The sequence below is a fragment of the Pleomorphomonas sp. NRK KF1 genome (assembly GCF_023721755.1).
Taxonomy (GTDB): domain Bacteria; phylum Pseudomonadota; class Alphaproteobacteria; order Rhizobiales; family Pleomorphomonadaceae; genus Pleomorphomonas.
Genome location: NZ_JAMDLH010000002.1, coordinates 853,342 through 871,877, shown reverse-complemented (window position 1 = coordinate 871,877; position 18,536 = coordinate 853,342). Strand labels below are relative to the sequence as shown.

The following is an 18,536-nucleotide window of genomic DNA, read 5'->3' as shown; positions in this document are numbered from 1 at the left end:
ACGCCCGACGGGCGCTTCATTTGTCGAACGGTGGGGTGCCGGAGCCGGCACATGCCGGCCCCGGTCGTTCTGTCAGTGGCCGTAGCCGCTGTTCTTCTCGATGTCGGCGGTGATGGCGTCAGCGGCCGCGTCGAGGGTGTCCTGCACGTCGGCGCCGTCGGCGATGTCGCTCAGCGCCTTGCGGAACTCCTTGGCGGCGAAGACGTAACCAGGCGTCACCGGTCGGACGAGCGCCTGCTTGGCCGAGAGGTCGTAGAACACGGCGAGCTTGCCGCCGTCCTTGTAGTTCTCGGTCATCTGCGCCGCCTCGGCGGTGGCCGGGATCAGGCCGATGGCGTTGGAGAAGGCGGCGAGATACTTGTCCTGCGTCGCGAACTCGATGAACTTGGCGGCGCCGTCGGCATGCTCGCTGGAAGCGGAGATGCCGAGCTGCCAGGACGCCGCGCCGATCTTCGGGCCGTGGCCGAAGTCAGGGGCCGGCAGGAACAGCATGTCGTCGCCGAACTTGTCGAGCGGCTTCAGCGCTGCCCAGTTGCCGTTCCACTGCAGCGCGTATTTGCCTTCGAGGAAGCCGGTGTCGTGGTCGGCAGTATCCTGCGAGGTTCCCGGCGCCAGCTTGCGCTCGAACAGACTCTGCCACCAGTTGCCGAACTTCACGGCAGCCTCGCCGTTGAGGGCGCCCTCGGCGGTCTTGTAGGTCGACCGATCGACGATGTCGCCGCCGAAGGATTGCAGGAACGGGCTGAAGGCGTAGGGATACCACTCGCCCTTGTCGTTCATGGCGAGATCGAGCGGGTAGTCGAACTTGCCGCTGTCCTTGAGCTTGACCAGCGCGGCGTCGAACTCTTCAAGCGTCCAGGGCTTGTCCAGCGTCGGAATGCGGATGCCATTCTCTTCGAGCACCGACTTGCGGGCATACATCGCAACGGCGGCGTCCCACAGGCCGACCGAGTAGAGCTTGCCGTCCCAGTGGCCGAGCGTGCCGGGCAGGAACTTGGCGAACTTCTCCTCGGGAATGGGCAGTGGCTGCATGTACTTCGACCAGGCCCAGTTCGGCATGATCGGACCATCGACGTCGATGATGTCGGGCAGCTTGCCGGCAACGGCGGCGGCGGTGATGGCGTCGTTGTAGGCGATCTGGGGGAAGGCCTGCAGCTTCACTTCCCAGTCGCTCTGGGACTCGTTGAACTCCTTGATGATGCGGGCAAACGTATCGCGCTCGGCGCTGTCGCCGCCCGCGCCGTGATACCACATCGACAGCTCGGTGGCGGCCAGCGCCGGTCCGGCGAGAGCCGTCGTCAGGGCTAGAATCCCAGTTAGTTTTGCGAACCGTCCCATAGTTTCTCCTCCGCTTTGTCGGCGGGCCTGACGCAGGTTTTGCTACGCGGCCGGCCTCGTTCTTCAAGGCAATGATCAACCCATCCCGGCAGCGCTGCGCTGCCGGGTCTGGCGAGTCAGACGTCGTTTCAAGGGATCGTCGCCGTGAAACACACTCCCGGCGGCGATCTCGGTGCCCGCCTCGCTCCCTGCGATACGGACTTTGGCTGCCGTCCCTAGACCAGAGGGCGACAGGACTTCCGCTCTACGAGCGGACAGGGGACGAGGATCTGTCGGGCCATCGGTCCTTCGGTTTCCTCGCCAAGCATGGCCATCACCTCGGCGGCGATCCGACCGATGTCGAAATAGGGAAGCGCAACCGAGGTCAGCATCGGGCGCAGGGTCGTCGAGATGACCTGCATGTCATCGAAGCCGATGACGGAGAGATCGTCGGGAATCGAAAGGCCGAGGTTGGCCGCGGCCGCGTAGACCTGCACGGCGGTCTGATCGTTGCCGCAGATGATGGCCGTCGGCCGGTCCTTCTGCGACAGCATCGCCGTGGCTACTTCGGTGGCGATCATGTGGTCGTTGCCGACCGGCCCCCGCGAGCCGGGGACCTCCAGCGACGGGTCGAACGAGAGCCCCGCCTCGGCGAAGGCGCTGCGATAGCCGCCGCCGCGCAGAACTGTCGCCCGGATGGCCGGGTTCAGCGTGATGGCGCCGATGCGCCGGTGGCCGAGCTCGATCAGATGTCGGGCCTGGCGATAGCCTCCGCCTTCGTCGTCCGGCAAGACCGATGGGTGGTTGCGCTTCATCGAGTAGCAGTTGGCCAGCACGATGTTGCGGAAGTAGGCCGGCTGGTCGAATTCGACCGGACGGTGAAACATGGTGGCATAGATGACGCCGGACACGTTGTAGGAGCGGAACATCTGCCAGGATGTCTCCTCGGTGTCGCGGTCGCCTTCGTGATCCATGATCACCATGCTGCGGGACTGGGCTTTCAGCGCAGCCTGGGCGCCACGAATGATGTCGACCGAAAAGGGGGTCGTCGTGATGCGATCGGCGATGAAGCCCACGGCTGGCGCCACGTCCGCCCGCATCGCCTTGGCGGCGTTGTCCGGCAGATAGCGGCGGCGGCGCACCACCGCCATGACGGCATCGCGCGTGGCATCGCTGACCGCCGGATCGTGGTTGACCACGCGCGACACGGTCTTGGCGGACACACCAACCTCGTTCGCAATGTCTCTCAGCGTGACCACTTACCCGCCCTCCGGGGCTCGCTTCGGCCTCCGTTCGCGGGCAAGGATTGCCGGTCATCTGGCCCCTGTCAACCAATCGGGCCTGCACGCCGGGACAGGAGATGTCTCGAAATTAACGTCTGTGACATGAACTTTGTCCTGAAAGGACAATTATCCGAATGCCGACATCCCGGCGTCCTGAGATGGGCATTTCTGGAACCTTACCCGAGGGGTGCTCATTGAACCTAGAAAAATGCGACCATCGATTTGCTGATCGGGATTGTTTAGGCCTCGTGGCGCGTTGAGAGGCTGGAAGGGATGGGACATTTAGCGAGACATATGCCCCGAAGGGCCGTTTCGGAGCTACGACCTTTGTCGCAAGAAATGGCGCGCATGGGACATGGGGCCATGATGCTGCCAGCATCGGGTCGGTGAGGGACATCCCGCTGAACACGTCGTCCCGATCCGCCGATCGCACCGGCGCTGACGAGTGGGGGAGCCAAGGTGGAGCGAGCAGCTTGACGCTCCCGGGCCGGTCGTCGCACGAGCGCGGCGCTAACGCGGATACCTGCGTACCGGGTCAGTCCGGCTTCTGCACCGATAGCGGGGTTCCCTGTGCGCCGAGGTATACCGCCAGCAAGCGCACGGTCTCGCTGCCTTCGTTGCGCCCGAAATGCCAGCCACTCGATTCCATGAAAGCATCGCCAGCCTTCACCTTGCGTATGCCTCCACGCTCATCGTGCAGCGTCAACTCTCCCTCCAGAATATAGGCGAACAGCGGGACCGGATGGCGGTGATGATTGGTCTCCACGCCGGGCTTGATCTCGATGAGGCGCGCCGTTACCTCCGGCTTGCCCGAGGGATAGGCAAGCGGGATGCCGTCACCGTGAGTGACGGCATCAAGAAGTGGGACGACGGTGGGGCCATTCGCCGAAGCTGTATCGTCCGCAGCGGCGGCGCCTACGAGCGCCAGAAGCCCCAGCGCCGTCAGTCCGACGGCCCATGAGAAAGGCCGCCGCAGCGGTTGCCGGCTGGCAATTGCGGTTCCCGCCAAGATAGCTGATGGCAACGGCGCCTCCCATGCAGGTCGCTCTCCTCGGGACCACGCCCGCATCGGTCGTGCGTCGGGAACGCGGTGCTCGGCAGTCTATCATGCCTGAGGATGGAGGGAAGCGACAGCTTCCGGCCATCGCCATCGTGGAGCGGAGATCCGCAAGCAGGCCAGGAACCCGTCGAGGCTACCTATGATCGCCTCGGTACTTCGGGAAGAGCTGCAGATACCCTGACCGAACAGAGCGGGAATCGACACGTCCCTATCGTGCCGAACTGCCCGCATGTTCATGCTGTGCCCTGCATGATGCAGCGCAAGGCATCGAAACTGATGCTTCAGCCGCCGACCGATTTGTTGAGGAAAAATGGTGCTGCGAGAGAGGATTGAACTCTCGACCTCTCCCTTACCAAGACTGGGTAATCCATAATAACATTAATGAAATCAAAGCGTCAATATTATTCGTGCTAAGTCTGTGCTAAATTTCTTCTCGATTTTGACGGCAGTAATTGTTGCAGGAGATAACAGAAGAGAATGAGCTTGTTCGCCGTTTCTATTTCGCTCAACAACCGAAATACGGTCCGGTGCGTTCTCGCATTCGCATTGTTGGTAGTTCTGGTTGCGAGTTTGGAAAACGGCTGTAGATGGGATGGGACTTTACACATGGAGGTCCCGACAATGAGCATCCTGAAGAGCCTGAAGCTGACCAATGCCAAGCCCGTGCGCACGAGCGACAACCCCGTCGAACGTGCCCGCGACAAGGTGATTTCTGCCCTCGCCGAACAGAAGGCTATGGCCGAAGCCAAGATTGCCGGTCAGCATTTCGCACCGACGCACAAGGTGTGGCGTAAGGATGCAGATGGCCAGCGCGTTCAGGTCGAAGCGCCGAAGCGTTTGCGTGCCGGATGGTTCACCGACGCCAGCGGTCAGTTCTTCTTCGGCCTTCGCTATGCGGGTAAGACCATCGAGTTCGCCAAGGACAAGAATGCCGTCACCGTCGGCGAGTTCGCGAGCCTGCCCGGCATCATCGACAAGCTGATCGAGGCAGTTCGGGCTGGTGAGTTGGACGATCAGTTCGCCCAGGCCTCGGCCGAACGTGGCCAGATGCTCCGCAAGGCGGGTTGATAAAGCGACGAAAGGAAAAAGTCCGGGATGGCTTCGGTGCTATCCCGGCTCTTCTATACATGATTGCCCATAAGTGAAGCTCGGGCCAGCCTAATAATGATCCTCGAGAAAGGAACGAGCTAGTTCGCTTCTATGAAAGCAGCACCCCACCGTTCACCGCTATGGTCTGTCCGGTCATGTAGCCATTGTGTACGAGCATTAAGACGGCCAGCGCGATATCCTCAGGCTGCCCCGCACGGCCTACAGGTATGTGAGCGATTAGGTTCTCGTTAATCAGCGGCTTCGCCATTTCCGTTTCGATTAATCCGGGTGCAACCGCGTTGGCAGTCACACCTTCCGATGCAAGGCGCTGAGCATAACCACGCATTAATCCTTCAAGCCCTGCTTTCGATGCGACATATCCTAGGCTCGGAGGGCCGTTGCCCGTATGTGCTCCAATGGAAGATATGAATACGACGCGTCCCCAGTTCCTTGCACGCATCCCCGGTAGGACAGCCTGCGTACATAGAAAGGCTGATTTTAGGTTGACCGCGAGATCGCGATCGAAATCTTCTTCTGTCACATTGTCCAGCCCGCGCATCATAACCATGCCGGCGTTGTTGACCAAGATGTCGATCGAACCGAGCTGTTCTTCGATTGCCCGAACCATCGCTTGCACGTCGTCGTGCAGCGATACGTCGCCGCGGAAAGCCGCAGCGCGGCCACCTACTGCCTTTATGGTATCGACGACAGCCTCTGCCTCGGCGGCTCGACTGCGATAATTCACGGCGACCGCCGCACCTGCTTCCGCAAGTGCCAATGCAACTCCCTCGCCTATGCCGCGCGAACTCCCTGTTACCAACGCGACGCGATTCTCAAGATCGAACATGCCGTATTTCTCTCGATTGCTAATTGAGAAAATGTGCGAGGACGGTCTGCCGATGCGGTCAAGCCTACAAATTGCTTCCTGCAGCTCCAGAGAGGGCGTCACCACAGCTTTGATATTAGCGCCATTAGTGCTGAAAAGGGATCAGATTTACGGAAGTTAACGCTAACTTGACCGAGCTTTACACTTGGATTGGTAGTTATAGCCTGAGCGCTACCAAAAACGCATAACCTAATCTGAGTTGTGAGCGAGGCGGGGCAGAACTCACCGTGGACACTTTTCTTGGCCGTGCTGCCGGAACACGCTTTTTCGTGTTTGCGTGTTTTGTCATCTCTAATGCCCACCTGCGCGGTCGCGGGGAAGGGATGCCCGTTCGGAACGGCCGACGTCCCACTGTGTCCTTAGGCACAAAGCGAGCTGGCGATCAGGGGTGCATGTAATGACCGGAAACCCCGGCGTGAGAACCACTCTTTGCATCGCCATCATGACGACGCCGGCCAACTCCACGACGCCAAGTTTCGATTGCGATCGCACTCTGTCCTCTGTCGAGAGTCTCATCTGTGGGGATGACTTGCTCGCCTCGCTCGATATGCGGCTTGCGAGCACCTTTGCCCAATTGCTAGCTCAGGCAAATGCAAGCGAAGTCGTCGATTTGCTGGCCGAGCATCGAGCATGGCGCGTGCGTCTGAACCAATGCGGGAAAGAGAACAATCTGCGCGCTTGCACAATGAACATCTACGAAGACCGGCTTCATACCTTGGAGACGCGCCCACGAGCTCGCCTGCCATAGAAAGTACTAGCCCAAGATCTAGTGGCGCATAGGTCGCAAGAAGCTCTCCGCCGGCCATCATTCGGCCTGCAGATAGGTTAACTGGAGGCAACATGAAAATCGCAATTATAGGTGCGACAAGAGGAATTGGATTGGCACTAGCCCGGCTGGCGCTGGCCGATGGTCATGAAGTGACGGTGCTTGCTCGCAACCCGGGGCGAATGACGATTAGCAACCCAAACCTGCACATTGTTGCAGGCGACGCCCTGGATCCGAGTTCGGTTTTGGAAGTCACGGCTGGGCAGGCGGTGGTGTGCGACTGCCTGGGAACCACAAACGTAACGCAGAAGCTCACCATGTTCTCCCAATGCGCCCAAAATCTCGCGAAAGCGCTCAAGCCTGAGCAGCTTTTAATCGCGGTGACGGGCATCGGCGCGGGAGACAGCAAAGGCCATGGAGGGGTACTGTATGATTATCTCTTTATGCCACTCGTGCTTCGGCGAATGTATGACGACAAAGACCGTCAGGAACAAATCATCACGCGCGACATTGCGAACTGGATCATTGTTCGACCGGGTTTTCTGGGTAACGGACCAAGGACGCGGCATTATCGTGCGTTGACGGACTTGCAGGGGGTTCATGGCGGTCGAATCTCGCGTGAGGATGTTGCGGATTTCATCCTTTCACAGGTCACCCAGCCTCAGTTTGTGGGCCGAACACCTCTGTTGATTTATTGAGCGGAGCGCAGTGTCTGGCTTGAGGCGTCAGCGCCTGGGCGCGCAGGCCAGAACAGCTTTGTGAACCACCTCACCTTGCATCAAATGTCTTCCGTAAGCCCAACCATAGCTGCGCTTTCACGCCAGAGCCTTTCCTGGTCAAACCGGCTTCTGGCCAGTTCTGATGGGTCCGGAAACGTCGGCTTCCCCTTGACCAGGGAAACATAGATCTTGTCACGAGGCGGGGCGATAGAACCCAACGCGACGTCTGCCAACATTTTTCCCGAGTGCTCGGGACTATTCATCACGAACTCCGGGCGAAACAGACCGATCAGTGGGAAAATCGTGCGCATCATAAGTGCGACGAGTGCGTGCTGCAGAGGCGATGCATCACGTCCGGAGCTGCCGCCGGTGAGACCGGGATTGAAGGCAACTATGCTAAGCCGACGAACTCTCACGTCTTCTAGCCGGGACAGCGAGATGGCGGTCATGAGGTTGCAGAGTTTTGAGGCCGTGTAGGAACGGATCCCTGTGCCGGAGCCATCTTTTGTGGGATAGGCCCACTCTTGCAGATCGAGCTTCCTGGGGGCGATCCGCTTCAGTGGAGGATTGTGCATGTTGCTCGATGTGATGACGAGTCGGCCCTGATCGGCGATGTATGGCAACAGTAGGCGAGCGAGCAGATAGTGGGCAAGATGATTGACGGCGAACGTGAGGCCGTAGCCGTCAGCACTTCGTTGATCTGCCTCCGATCCGTGTATACCGGCGTTGAGGATCAGAATGTCGATCTGGGCGTCGCCGATCTTACGAATAACGGTCTCGGCAAACTCTCGGACGCTCGTAAGAGACGCTAAGTCGAGCGGCAAGATTTGCACACCCGATGGTGAGCTTCGACCGCTTCCTCTTGCTCCAACAAGGACCATCGTGTCCGGCTGCGCGGCGATGTGCTTCACGGTGTGTGCGCCGAAGCCGCTTGTTGCCCCGGTCATGACGACGATGCGCTGCGATGACGATTGGTACATAACGAAGCGTCCTATCCTAGCCAACGTTTACCTTGCATGAGGTGCGTTAGCGTCCGCCGAGTTCGGCCCCATGTTGCATCGAGGATCGCTCGTCACTTTGGGACGTCGGCACCATCGGATCCGTTGTCCTTTGAGTATCCATCAAGTGCAGGAGTCGCTTGAGAGCGTTGAGCAGGTCATCGACGAACGTGAAGATGACGGGGATGACGACGAGGCTCAGCAAGGTAGAGGTCATAACGCCACCAATGACGACGATTGCCATCGGTTGCCGAACACTCGGGTCTCCGCCCGTTAGGTTGAGCGCGATCGGAAGCATGCCCGATGCCATGGCGATCGTGGTCATCACAATGGGGCGGGCTCTCTTGTGACATGCGTCGATGAGGGCGTCGAACCTCGACAGGCCTCTTCGCCGTGACATGATGGCGTACTCGACAAGCAAGATGGAGTTCTTCGTAACCACCCCCATCAGCATGAGAAGGCCGATGACGACCGGCAGCGAAAAGCTGGTCCCGGTAATCACGAGCGGCACCAGTGCGCCTCCCAGGGAAAGTGGCAGCGCCATCAAGATGGTGAAGGGCTGAAGGAAGTCGTGGAAGAGCATCACAAGCACAGAGTAGATGCAGAGAACGCCGATAGCCATGGCGACGCCAAAGCTCTCGAAAAGGTCGGAACTGAGCTGGAGTTCGCCCTGTTCGACTGTCGTTACGCTGGGTGGCAGATGTTGAAATGCCGGTAGTGCTTGCGCTTCACGATAGACATCGCCCAGGATACGGCCGTTCAGCTCGACCGACAGAGTCACGTTGCGCATCCGGTCAATGCGGTCGATTTGTGAGGGGCCGCCGCCGATATGGACATCGGCGACAGACCCGAGATCGACGCTACCGTTCGTACCGGCCACTCTGATGTTCTTCATGTCGTCGAGATTGGTGCGCGTTCCGGAATCGAAGCGGACGACAATGGGGACTTGCCTCTGTGACAAGTTCAGCTTTGACAGGGCAGAAGAATAGTCGCCGCCGGTCGCCACACGTACCGCCTCCGCGAGGGCGCTTGAGGTGACTCCGAGAGCGGCCGCGCGCGACAAATCGGGGATGATCTGGATCTCGGGAGCCTGCCGAGAGGCTGTGGACGACACAGCTCCAACGCCACTCAGGGTACGAAGTTGATCTTCGAGAGCCGACGCGGCGGAATCGAGGGCGCCCGCGTCGTCACTGGCGAGCGTGATATCGAGCTTTGTTCCGTTGCCGCCGCTGCCAACCGCAATCCTTACTCCTGGAAGCGAAGTAAGAGCCTGTCGAATTTCATTTTCGATTTCAAATTGCTTTCGATCTCTTTCAGCGATGGGCGTTAGCGTCACAACCAGTACGGCGGATGAAACATCGCTCGTTGTGGTGGTATTTGGCCCACCGCCAGACGAAGCCGACCCCACGGATGAGAAGACATGCGTCACGTTCGGAAGATCGCGCACAATATCTGCCGCCTTCCTCGCAATGGCGTCCGTTTGGTCGAGCGTCACACCCGGCTGCAAGGTCAGTGTCACTTGTGCACGAGCGTCGTCGGAAGCGGGAACGAAGCCCGTCGTCAGGAAGGGAATTGAGCCAAACGATAGTGCGACAGCGACAATTGTCAGCAGAATGGCCGTCTTTCTGTGGGTCAGGGAAGCCTTCACGAGGCCCATGTAGGCCCGCATGACACCTCCATCCCTCTCTAGGGCCGGATGCGCCTTCATGAAGTATGCGGCCATCATTGGGGTCAGTAGACGGGCAACGACGAGCGAGGCCAGGACGGCCACGGCTGCGGTAATGCCAAACTGGCGGAAAAGAAGGCCTGGAATCCCCCCCATGAAGGCTGTTGGCAAGAACACCGCGACCAAAGTGAACGTGGTGGCAATGACAGCAAGACCGATCTCGTTTGCCGCTTCGAGTGCCGCCTCAAGAGGTGGTTTTCCCTGTTTGAGGTGACGGGCGATATTCTCGATCTCGACGATGGCGTCGTCGACCAGGATGCCGACAACAAGTGACAAGGCGAGAAGCGTGAAGGTATTTAGGCTGTATCCCGCCATGTACATGACGAGAAACGTCGGAATGACTGACAAGGGCAGAGCCACGGCAGACAGTATGGTGGCTCGCCAATCCCTCAAAAAAAGCCAGACAACGACCACGGCGAGAGCTGCACCTTCGTACAGCATATGCATCGAACCGTCGTAATTTTCCAGGATTGGCCCAGTGACGCTGTAAGCTTCGTCAATCTGCACTTCGGGATGAGCGATGGCGAATTTTTCGATTGCACTTTGGAGGGCGGCGGCCACGCCGGTATCCGAAAAACCATTTGATCGCTTGATCTCGACCGCGATGACAGATTGACCGTCGAAGTATGCCCTTGAAGATCGTTCGGCGAAGCTATCCGAGACAGTTCCAACCTCGTCGAGCCGGATTTCCTCGCCGTTTGGCAAAGGTATCCGGAGCGCCCCGAGCTCTTCGACGGACGCGACGGCTCCAAGTGTGCGTATGGACTGCCGGCTACCTCCGACTTCTCCGATCCCGCCCGAGGTGTTGGCTTGAACTGCTCCCAAGCGCGCCGAGACCGTCGCCGCGGTAACGCCGTATTGGGCCATCGTGGTCGGATTGAGGTCGACGTGAATCTGTCGATCCACGCCTCCGATGCGGCCCACCTGACCGACACCCGGTACCGCTAACAATGCCTTGGACATATCGTTGTCGATGAACCAGGAAAGCTCCGTCTCATTCAGGTGGGATGAGCGGACTGCGTATGTCACCAGGGCTGAGCTCCGCGTCGTCACCCTGGTGACGCTCGGCGTTTCCATCTGGGCAGGAAGATCGGCTCTCGCGGTATCGACCGCGTTACGCACCTCATTGAGTGCTTCCGTGCCGTCCTTCTCCAACCGGAATGAAACATTGATCAAGACGGTTCCGTCGGTGATCCTTGTTGTTATGTGCTCGAGATGGGTGAGCGAGGCGAGCTTGTCCTCAATGATGCGAGCGACTTCGGTCTCGAGCTGCGTAGGAGCTGCTCCCTCCAGTCTGGCGGTGACGCTGATCGTCGGAAGATCCATGTCTGGAAAGTCCTGGATCGAGAGTCGCTGGAACGCCAGAGCTCCTCCGAGAGTGAGCAATACAAACAGCAGAATTGCCGGAACCGGGTTGTGAATCGACCAAGCGGAGAAGTTCATTGGCTCTGCTCCGCCACGTTCACGAGCACACCATCCGTCAGAAATGCTCCGCCCGCTCTCACGATTTTTGCCGACTCGTCGAGGCCCACGATTACCTCGACCTCCCCGTTATTGCGACGCCCCGTCTCCACACGGATGCGCCGTGCCCGAAGATCCGCTCCGACCGTGAAGACGTAGTTGAGGCCGTCGCGGAACACGAGTGCCGTTTCCGGAATAGTGAGTGCAGGCGTGGTTTGCAGTTCAATGCGGCCCGTCAAGTAAAGCCCCGCTCGCGGCTGGCTTTCCTTAGGAATGCTGACATAAGCAATCGCTCGCCCTGTACCGGCATTGACGGTCGGAGCGACAAGCCTGACCTTGCCACGAATGGGGTGATCGTTCGGGGCGTCAATCTCGACCGATAGCCCCTCTGAAATCCTGGGAAGGTAACGGGCTGAGACTTCAGCCTGCCATTCGATCCGCTGCTGGCGGATCATGCGGAACAATTCGGTTCCTGATGCAACAACCGCACCAAGATTGGCCGATCTTGATGTGACGACACCGTCATCGACAGCCGTGATAACTGTCTGCGACAACTTGATCCGTTGGCTTTCGAGGGCGGCCTCTTCGGCTTTCAGGCTTGCTTCTGCCGTTCGTTCGTTGGTCAGCCGTTCCGTGATGCTTTGATCGGATATGGCGCCGGAAGGGCGAAGTTGCCTTGCTCGATCCGCATCCGCCTTCGCCTTGGAAAAGTTCGCCTTCGCCGTATCGACCGCAGCTTCCTGTTTGCGAAGATCGACCAACGTGGTTTCTTGCGAGAGTCGAGCAAGTGTCTGTCCTTTCGTGACCACAGACCCAACGTCGACAAGAACCTCTGTTATTCGAAGACCGCTGATTTCAGAGGCTATGACCGCTTCCTGCCAGGGCCGGAGCCAGCCACTTGCGGGTACTGTCTCTGCCCACTCTCGCTCCTGCGGTGATGTAAGCGATACGGTCAGTGCAGGCGTTTCTGGTTGCTGGGCCATCACGCTCTCGCATGCGACAAGTGCCGTCGCGAACGTTATGACGAAGGCAACCGAGGCGGCGGACACCCTGTGTCGATAACCCAGACCATCGGGACGACTCAGTTCGACGCCCCAAGTACGTTGACGTTCGATTGAAACGGGCTTGCCCGGATCTTCATGATTCGGACGAGTAATGGTCTCCAGCATTAATACCTCGGTGCGCCGATACCATCAGCCATTGCATCAAGGCGAAGTCAGTTCGACGGAGCCTGCGACCGATGTTGTCCGTCCATGAGTGGCAGGATGAACGTCAAGCGCGGTCAAGCCAGTGTTAAGCTGCGTAAATTTGTGCAACGCTGTCGCTTGCCTGCGTTATTGGACCAACGCATGGACAATGGACCAACCGAATGAACAAGGTTCTCCTGATCGACGATGATGTCGAACTCACGACACTCCTGCAGGAATACCTGGCCGAGGAAGGCTATGATGTAGCGACGGGTGCCGATGGTCGCGCTGCCATCGCCGCCGCATCGTGCAACTCCGTCGACCTGATCGTGCTGGATGTCATGATGCCGAGAATGAACGGTATCGAAGTGTTGCAGCGGATTAGGACAGTGAGCCAAGTTCCTGTCTTGATGTTGACCGCCCGCGGCGATGACATCGATCGCATATCAGGCCTCAACCTGGGAGCCGACGATTATGTCACGAAGCCCTGCTCGCCCGGTGAGCTGGCAGCGAGGGTGCGTGCCATCCTTCGCCGGGCGAGACAGCCAACAGGGGGAAATTCGGATGAAGCGATACGCGCGGGGCGGCTGACGATCCAGCCCGGGAATAGAACTGCCGAGTGGAATGGCAGGCCTTTGGAACTCACGGGTACTGAGTTCAGCCTGCTGGAAGTGCTCGCGCGCAATCCGGGGCAATTGGTTCCCAAGCAGGACATCTCGAAACGAGCCTTCGGAAAACCGCTGACCCCGTTCGACCGGCGTATCGACGTCCATCTGAGCAGCGTTCGCCAGAAGCTCGGTCTCAGGGCGGACGGCCAGTCGTGGATAAAGTCCGTTCGTGGGCAAGGCTACCAACTACTCGTGGATTGAGATGCCCCGGCTATTCGTCAAATTTACCGTCGTCATTTGGCTGACCTTGGCCGTTTCGATCACGACTTTTATACACGTAGTTAACCAAATTCAGGCGCCCCCGTTTGTTTCGAAGCTGGAGCGCCAGAAGAGAGAAGTCGTTCTGGACCTGACGGAGAGTATTCTCGTCGCAGACGGCGAGGACGCTGCCCGGCGTTTCATGAGCGTGAGCGAAAGCACCCTTCCGCTCGGCCTGACACTTTCTTCTATCAATGGGGCAGACTCCTGCTCGGCCGACGACACACAGGAGATGCGTCGTGTCAAAAGCGGGAAGGACTGCTACCAGATCTCGGTGGCGAAATATCGGGGCATCATCCCTGATGGCTTGGCTCCGATTATCCTTTGGCTAGCCATGCTGATATCGAGCATGCTGTCCGCTGCGATACTGGCCAGGTACTTGATCCGCCCCGTCGTTCAGCTACGCGATGGCTTGAGCGCTCTTGCCCACGGACGGTTCGACGTGCGCATTGGTGGCAAGCCCCGCGCCCGCAAGGACGAAATCACTACCTTGGCTCACGATTTTGATTCCACCGCTGCGAGGCTTCAAGAGTTGCAGGACGCACAGCAGCGGCTCTTCCACGACGTATCTCATGAGCTTCGATCGCCGCTGTCACGGCTCCAGGCCGTAGTCGGCGTCTTGCGTCAAAGTCCAGCTAAGCTTGGTACGATGCTGGACCGTATGGACCGGGAGATCGAGCGCCTCGATATGCTCGTCGGAGAGGTTCTTACTTTGGCGAGGTCAACAGTCAAATCCAACCTCCCACTGAAGACGCAGACCGTCGATGTGATCGATCTCCTCAACGAGATTCTTGGTGATGCGGCTTTCGAAGCCCAAGCACGGGGTATCTCTATTGCGACCAGCATCGACTCCACATTCCCGGCTGAAGTCGAAGGGGAACTGATCTACAGGGCGCTTGAGAACGTCATCCGAAACGCGATCAAGTATACCGCAGACGGCTCGATGGTCTCAGTCCATTGCGAGACCGGCCAGGACCGGCTGACGCTATGCATAGAAGATCGTGGCCCGGGCGTGTCTCAAGACGAGCTTGAGCGGATTTTCCAACCCTTCTCTCGCGGCAATGGCGTAGAAGCAAGAGGCGGATACGGACTCGGCCTTGCGATTGCGAGGCAAGCGGTCGAGCGACATGGGGGGCGCATCTACGCATCCCTGCCGAAGGAAGGAGGATTGGCGATAACACTGGAACTGCCCCGTCGCCCATCGACTTAGGCCGGAAGCTCAAATTCTGGCAAGATTTACCCAACTTTACGCTGCCATTACCGCCGTTAACCCTGGCATCGCTAAGCCTCAATCTGAGCCCCCTTGTTCAGAAGATCGGTAGTGATGGCAGGCCTGGAAAGAGTTGGATTCGCCGTACGGTTAGCCCCTGCGGTTCTTGGCCTGGCACTGCAGGCTTGCGCTGGCATGCCTCTTCAGAAGGGCAATTCGCTGCTTTCATATGAAGGGATGGAAACGTCGAATGGTACGCTGACGAAGGCAAAATTACGCCTGGAGTCGGCGCTGATCCTTGATGCAAGAACCGTCCGCCTCATTCCGACGTCAATGAGCCTAAGCGATGGCAATGCTGTCACCATCGAAGACGGTGCGCTAATCACCAATGCCATTGATCGAGCGCTGTGCGTTGGGCTTAGCGACCGCTTCGAAATCGTCGGGCCGGGGCGCCCAGCTGACTTGGTAGTGCATGCTAGTATCACAGGTGTGGCAGCCACGGGTCGAACCGCTGCGGCTGCTTCCACCGTGGCAACACTCGGCGCTGCCGTTGCGCTCCCCGTGCCGGTGCCGAGGCTTCCGATCGGTCTCGGTGGGCTTTCTGTCGAGGCAGAGGCCATCGGCCGGGGCGGACGTCAGATGGCGGCCATGCTCTGGTCGCGCCGTGCTGATGTCATCACAACGAGAGCCCGTGTTTCAACGGTTGGGGACGCCTACTCCCTTTCCTCCGCCTTTGCGGGCGATTTCAGTCGCATGCTGGTCACCGGCCGCGATCCATTCAAAGGCCTACCCTCCATCCCGTCCATGCAACGGATAACCGCGTCACTAGGCGGTACGCCGAAATATGAAGCCTGCAAGACATTCGGACGGGCTCCGGGGATCCCTGGAGCAGTCGCGCGCCAGCTTGGACTTCCGCCAAGCTGGACCGACGGGGGCGGGGACAGTTCCCCTCAATAGCCTGTGTCGCTTTTGGGGCAGCCACCGTTGCTGACACCCTCAACACTGAAACAGAGAGGAACCGACATGACGATACGGCTTTCGATCGCGGCAACAACTGCAGCATTTCTCGCTCTTGCCCCCGTCCTAGCGGCCGAAGGAAAACCTTATTTGCCGCCAGAGAGGGTTGCAGCCGTTCTCACAGATGGTGCTCCCTGGTCGGCTAGCACTCCGAACGGCAGAAGCTTCAAACTCACCTTGAACAAGGACGGAACGGGAAATCTGCGAGGTCCCCTGCTGTTCTCTCTGTCTGCCAAATGGGCGATTAAGGGAGACGCGATGTGTATCTCGACATCGATGATGTCAAAGTGCCTTCGCTTCCGCGAGACCTCTGGTGGGTTCCAGGGCTGGGACGGCGACAATCCGGACATGAAGATTACACGTTAAGGCCTGTTCTGTGGAGAGACATCGCGGAATGCAACTGCGGTGGATTCCACGCTATTTCCTGGGCTCGCGACCTTACGCGAAGCACTATGCAGTGCTCGCTCTTCAAAGCCTGTTTCTCAATCTAGCCAGGTCGGCACCGACCTTCTTCAACCTCTCGACCTCGAAGGGTAGCGAGCTGTGGATCCTATTGGTGCTATCGTCCCGTGGATCGCCGGTTGTGAAGCCGTCACCCTTATTGGGGCAACGCTTCTTGAGCGCTTTTTTCCATTTCTACCGTCTTTTGGAGTGCTGGTAATCATCGGAATCGCAGCAGCGGAAGGGCATGTTTCCGTGCCAACCGCCCTGGCACTATGCACGATCGGAAGCGTCATCGGATGCATTCCGGCTTACGCAATCGGAGCCGCGCTGGGCGAGACTAGAGCTGTCCGGCTTCTTGAGCGCTCCGCTCGCGCCGCCGGCTTGTCTCCAGCCGGCGTTCATTGGTGGATGGGACGCTTTAAGGCGAATGAAGACTCGATCGCCTTTGGGGCGCAACTAGTGCCAACAGTGCGACTTATCGCGCCCTGCATATCGGGTTTGCTAAGGGTAAGCGTCTGGCGGTTCCTTGGCGTGACGGCGGTTGGGGCTTCCCTGTGGAACGTTATATTTATTGGCGCGGGATACACGGCAGCTGTCAATGCGGATGGGATCAACGCATCTGTCGTCGCACTCAAGACACTTGTCGCGTTGGTTGTCGTTGAGGGATTAGTTGTCGTTGTATGGCGGCTGAATGAAAGACGCCGTGCAACTCACCAGTGCAGCCCCCGACGTGAATCTGAAAAAGATGAGCCGGGTGACTATTTCCGATTCATCCGTGCTTGGATTGCGGCTCCGTTGCGCATCGCTGCAGTGGTACCATCGGGTCGGTCACTCGCCTCCCTTATGACCAAGGAGATCGACGCTTCTTCCTCTCCGGTAATTGAGCTCGGCGCAGGCACAGGTGCCTTTACACGAGAGCTGATCAAGCGCGGTATCCCAGAGAGCGCGCTAATCCTGATCGAGTCCAACAGTGATTTTTCGCAACTGCTTGCACGACGGTTTCCGCGTGCGCAAGTTCTATCCATTGATGCCACCCAACTAGGATGCAGCCGGCTGAACTCGACTATTGGAGCTGGCGCTGCCTTGAGCGGCCTGCCTCTTCTTTCAATGCCCTGCGGCAGCGTTCTTGCGATACTTGAAAGCACGTTCGACCGATTACGACCGAATGGCGCGCTCTATCAGTTCACATATGGGCTCCGCTGCCCCATCAGCCGAACGGTGTTGGACCGACTTGGGCTGGAGGCCGACCGGATCGGCGGTACCTTATTTAACATTCCCCCGGCGTCCGTCTATCGCGTCGCGCGCCGAGACCAGCACGAGGTCTCGGTGTCTGCGGAACGCACGTTCGCCGCCGATCAACCCAGAGGCCACAAATGAAAGCGCAGAAGCATATGGTGCTCCTTGCAACTGTTTTCCCTTCCTTGCTCGGGTGCGCATCAGCGCCGGAGCGGGGGGTGTCTGATCATTTTGACGGCAGAAAGTTCTACAATCCGACACTGGAAGAGCAGCTATCGCCTGGGCTCGGTGACGTTCTTGGTATGGTAAAGGAAGGGCGTGCCAAATGGCCTGAATTTGTCGAAACGACCGGAACGCCCCAACTCGGTGAGAAGCTTGCGCCAAACGGGATGGCAATCACCTTCGTCAATCACGCCACGTTCCTAATCCAGTTACCGGGCGTAAACATTCTCACCGATCCGGTCTGGTCGACACGAGCAGGGCCTCTAGGATTACTCGGCCCAAAGCGGGTCAGAGAGCCTGGCATTAAGTTAACTGAGCTTCCGCGTATCGACGTGGTCGTCATCAGCCACAATCACTACGATCATCTGGACGTCGAGACCCTGAAAAAGCTGAATCAGCGGTGGTCGCCACAATTCATCGTTCCTGTTGGTGACCGGGAACTGATGGAGACTATCGGGATACGACGTATTGATGAAATGGATTGGTGGGAACGCGTTGTCATTGGAGGCAAAACACAAATAGTTTTCACTCCCGCCCAGCACTCGTCGGCTCGCGGCCTCTTTGACAGAGACAAGAGCCTTTGGGGGAGCTACTTCATCGAACGGAACGGACGAAGCATCTATTTCGGTGGCGACTCCGGCTATTCCACTCACTACACCGAAATAAGGCACCGTCTCGGCTCTCCAGACGTTGCCCTTCTTGGAATCGGATCATACGCACCCAGCTGGTTCATGAGGCCGATCCATATGGATCCAGCGGAAGCGGTTGCCGCGCACAAGGATTTGGGCGCGAAGCTCAGTATTGGAATGCACTTCGGAACCTTCCAGCTTTCAGCGGAAGCGTTCGACGAGCCGCAAGAAAAGCTAAAGAGCGCCTTGGACGACGCTGGGCTTTCACAAGATAGGTTCATAACGCTCGGCGAGGGCGAAACGTGGGTTGGTGGATCTTGACCCGATAAGCCAAGCGCCTTCGATTCTGCGGGTAACAGA

The 18,536-nt window shown here is 58.6% G+C and carries 15 protein-coding genes; 8 read left to right on the top strand and 7 right to left on the bottom strand.

The genetic code is table 11. The features are described from left to right. Window positions 1–72: 72 nt before the first annotated feature. From M4J39_RS09255 to M4J39_RS09245, 3 genes are all read right to left on the bottom strand, one after another. On the bottom strand, window positions 73–1,338 hold the full coding sequence (locus tag M4J39_RS09255) for a sugar ABC transporter substrate-binding protein (RefSeq protein ID WP_251727513.1): 1,266 nt from the start codon (window positions 1,336–1,338) through the stop codon (window positions 73–75). 215 nt (window positions 1,339–1,553) lie between these two features. After that, window positions 1,554–2,576 (bottom strand): LacI family DNA-binding transcriptional regulator, encoded by a 1,023-nt coding sequence (locus M4J39_RS09250; RefSeq protein WP_371875426.1) that lies wholly within the window; start codon window positions 2,574–2,576, stop codon window positions 1,554–1,556. A gap of 559 nt (window positions 2,577–3,135) precedes the next feature. Beyond that, complete coding sequence (locus M4J39_RS09245) at window positions 3,136–3,624, bottom strand: cupin domain-containing protein (RefSeq protein ID WP_251727511.1); 489 nt, start codon at window positions 3,622–3,624, stop codon at window positions 3,136–3,138. A 657-nt stretch (window positions 3,625–4,281) separates the two neighbouring features. Between M4J39_RS09245 and M4J39_RS09240 the strand changes: the two genes are divergently transcribed. Then, complete coding sequence (locus M4J39_RS09240; protein WP_251727510.1) at window positions 4,282–4,728, top strand: DUF6641 family protein; 447 nt, start codon at window positions 4,282–4,284, stop codon at window positions 4,726–4,728. Between the two features lie 130 nt (window positions 4,729–4,858). Here the strand turns inward: M4J39_RS09240 and M4J39_RS09235 are convergent, their stop codons facing one another. Further along, window positions 4,859–5,596, bottom strand: coding sequence for an SDR family NAD(P)-dependent oxidoreductase (locus M4J39_RS09235; protein WP_251727509.1), 738 nt, complete (start codon window positions 5,594–5,596; stop codon window positions 4,859–4,861). 436 nt (window positions 5,597–6,032) lie between these two features. Between M4J39_RS09235 and M4J39_RS09230 the strand changes: the two genes are divergently transcribed. Together M4J39_RS09230 and M4J39_RS09225 are read left to right on the top strand one after the other, a co-directional pair. Beyond that, window positions 6,033–6,383: a lysozyme inhibitor LprI family protein gene (locus tag M4J39_RS09230; protein ID WP_251727508.1), complete on the top strand. Its 351-nt coding sequence runs from the start codon at window positions 6,033–6,035 to the stop codon at window positions 6,381–6,383. Window positions 6,384–6,475: 92 nt separating this feature from the next. Then, window positions 6,476–7,099, top strand: a complete 624-nt coding sequence (locus tag M4J39_RS09225; RefSeq protein WP_251727507.1) for an NAD(P)-dependent oxidoreductase — start codon at window positions 6,476–6,478, stop codon at window positions 7,097–7,099. Between the two features lie 80 nt (window positions 7,100–7,179). Here the strand turns inward: M4J39_RS09225 and M4J39_RS09220 are convergent, their stop codons facing one another. Genes M4J39_RS09220 through M4J39_RS09210 form a run of 3 tightly spaced genes read right to left on the bottom strand, consistent with a single transcriptional unit; the run spans window position 7,180 to window position 12,288 of the window. Further along, window positions 7,180–8,100, bottom strand: coding sequence for an SDR family NAD(P)-dependent oxidoreductase (locus M4J39_RS09220; protein ID WP_251727506.1), 921 nt, complete (start codon window positions 8,098–8,100; stop codon window positions 7,180–7,182). Window positions 8,101–8,146: 46 nt separating this feature from the next. Then, window positions 8,147–11,287: an efflux RND transporter permease subunit gene (locus tag M4J39_RS09215; protein WP_251727505.1), complete on the bottom strand. Its 3,141-nt coding sequence runs from the start codon at window positions 11,285–11,287 to the stop codon at window positions 8,147–8,149. Then, window positions 11,284–12,288, bottom strand: a complete 1,005-nt coding sequence (locus tag M4J39_RS09210) for an efflux RND transporter periplasmic adaptor subunit (RefSeq protein ID WP_251727601.1) — start codon at window positions 12,286–12,288, stop codon at window positions 11,284–11,286. The genes M4J39_RS09215 and M4J39_RS09210 overlap by 4 nt, the downstream gene beginning before the upstream one ends. Before the next feature lie 386 nt (window positions 12,289–12,674). On the opposite strand from M4J39_RS09210, the gene M4J39_RS09205 reads away from it, so the two are divergent. The 5 genes from M4J39_RS09205 to M4J39_RS09185 all read left to right on the top strand — a co-directional run bounded on the left by M4J39_RS09205 (window position 12,675) and on the right by M4J39_RS09185 (window position 18,497). Next, entirely contained in the window at window positions 12,675–13,361 is a 687-nt protein-coding gene (locus tag M4J39_RS09205) for a response regulator (RefSeq protein WP_251727504.1), read from the top strand. Window position 13,362: 1 nt separating this feature from the next. Next, on the top strand, window positions 13,363–14,628 hold the full coding sequence (locus M4J39_RS09200; protein WP_251727600.1) for a HAMP domain-containing sensor histidine kinase: 1,266 nt from the start codon (window positions 13,363–13,365) through the stop codon (window positions 14,626–14,628). Window positions 14,629–14,742: 114 nt separating this feature from the next. Continuing rightward, a complete protein-coding gene (locus M4J39_RS09195; protein WP_251727503.1) occupies window positions 14,743–15,585 on the top strand; it encodes a DUF3313 domain-containing protein in 843 nt (280 codons plus the stop codon). A 603-nt stretch (window positions 15,586–16,188) separates the two neighbouring features. Continuing rightward, window positions 16,189–17,466, top strand: coding sequence for a VTT domain-containing protein (locus M4J39_RS09190; RefSeq protein ID WP_251727502.1), 1,278 nt, complete (start codon window positions 16,189–16,191; stop codon window positions 17,464–17,466). Next, window positions 17,463–18,497 carry an MBL fold metallo-hydrolase gene (locus tag M4J39_RS09185; protein WP_251727501.1) on the top strand — a complete coding sequence of 345 codons (1,035 nt, stop codon included), beginning with the start codon at window positions 17,463–17,465 and terminating at the stop codon, window positions 18,495–18,497. The genes M4J39_RS09190 and M4J39_RS09185 overlap by 4 nt, the downstream gene beginning before the upstream one ends. Window positions 18,498–18,536 lie beyond the last annotated feature (39 nt).

Excerpts from the sequence above, each read along its gene's own strand:
- M4J39_RS09255 (WP_251727513.1), bottom strand. The coding sequence starts at position 1,338 with ATGGGACGGTTCGCAAAACTAACTGGGATTCTAGCCCTGACGACGGCT.
- M4J39_RS09240 (WP_251727510.1), top strand. The coding sequence starts at position 4,282 with ATGAGCATCCTGAAGAGCCTGAAGCTGACCAATGCCAAGCCCGTGCGC.
- M4J39_RS09235 (WP_251727509.1), bottom strand. The coding sequence starts at position 5,596 with ATGTTCGATCTTGAGAATCGCGTCGCGTTGGTAACAGGGAGTTCGCGC.
- M4J39_RS09230 (WP_251727508.1), top strand. The coding sequence starts at position 6,033 with ATGACCGGAAACCCCGGCGTGAGAACCACTCTTTGCATCGCCATCATG.
- M4J39_RS09225 (WP_251727507.1), top strand. The coding sequence starts at position 6,476 with ATGAAAATCGCAATTATAGGTGCGACAAGAGGAATTGGATTGGCACTA.
- M4J39_RS09220 (WP_251727506.1), bottom strand. The coding sequence starts at position 8,100 with ATGTACCAATCGTCATCGCAGCGCATCGTCGTCATGACCGGGGCAACA.
- M4J39_RS09215 (WP_251727505.1), bottom strand. The coding sequence starts at position 11,287 with ATGAACTTCTCCGCTTGGTCGATTCACAACCCGGTTCCGGCAATTCTG.
- M4J39_RS09210 (WP_251727601.1), bottom strand. The coding sequence starts at position 12,288 with ATGGCCCAGCAACCAGAAACGCCTGCACTGACCGTATCGCTTACATCA.
- M4J39_RS09205 (WP_251727504.1), top strand. The coding sequence starts at position 12,675 with ATGAACAAGGTTCTCCTGATCGACGATGATGTCGAACTCACGACACTC.
- M4J39_RS09200 (WP_251727600.1), top strand. The coding sequence starts at position 13,363 with ATGCCCCGGCTATTCGTCAAATTTACCGTCGTCATTTGGCTGACCTTG.
- M4J39_RS09195 (WP_251727503.1), top strand. The coding sequence starts at position 14,743 with ATGGCAGGCCTGGAAAGAGTTGGATTCGCCGTACGGTTAGCCCCTGCG.
- M4J39_RS09185 (WP_251727501.1), top strand. The coding sequence starts at position 17,463 with ATGAAAGCGCAGAAGCATATGGTGCTCCTTGCAACTGTTTTCCCTTCC.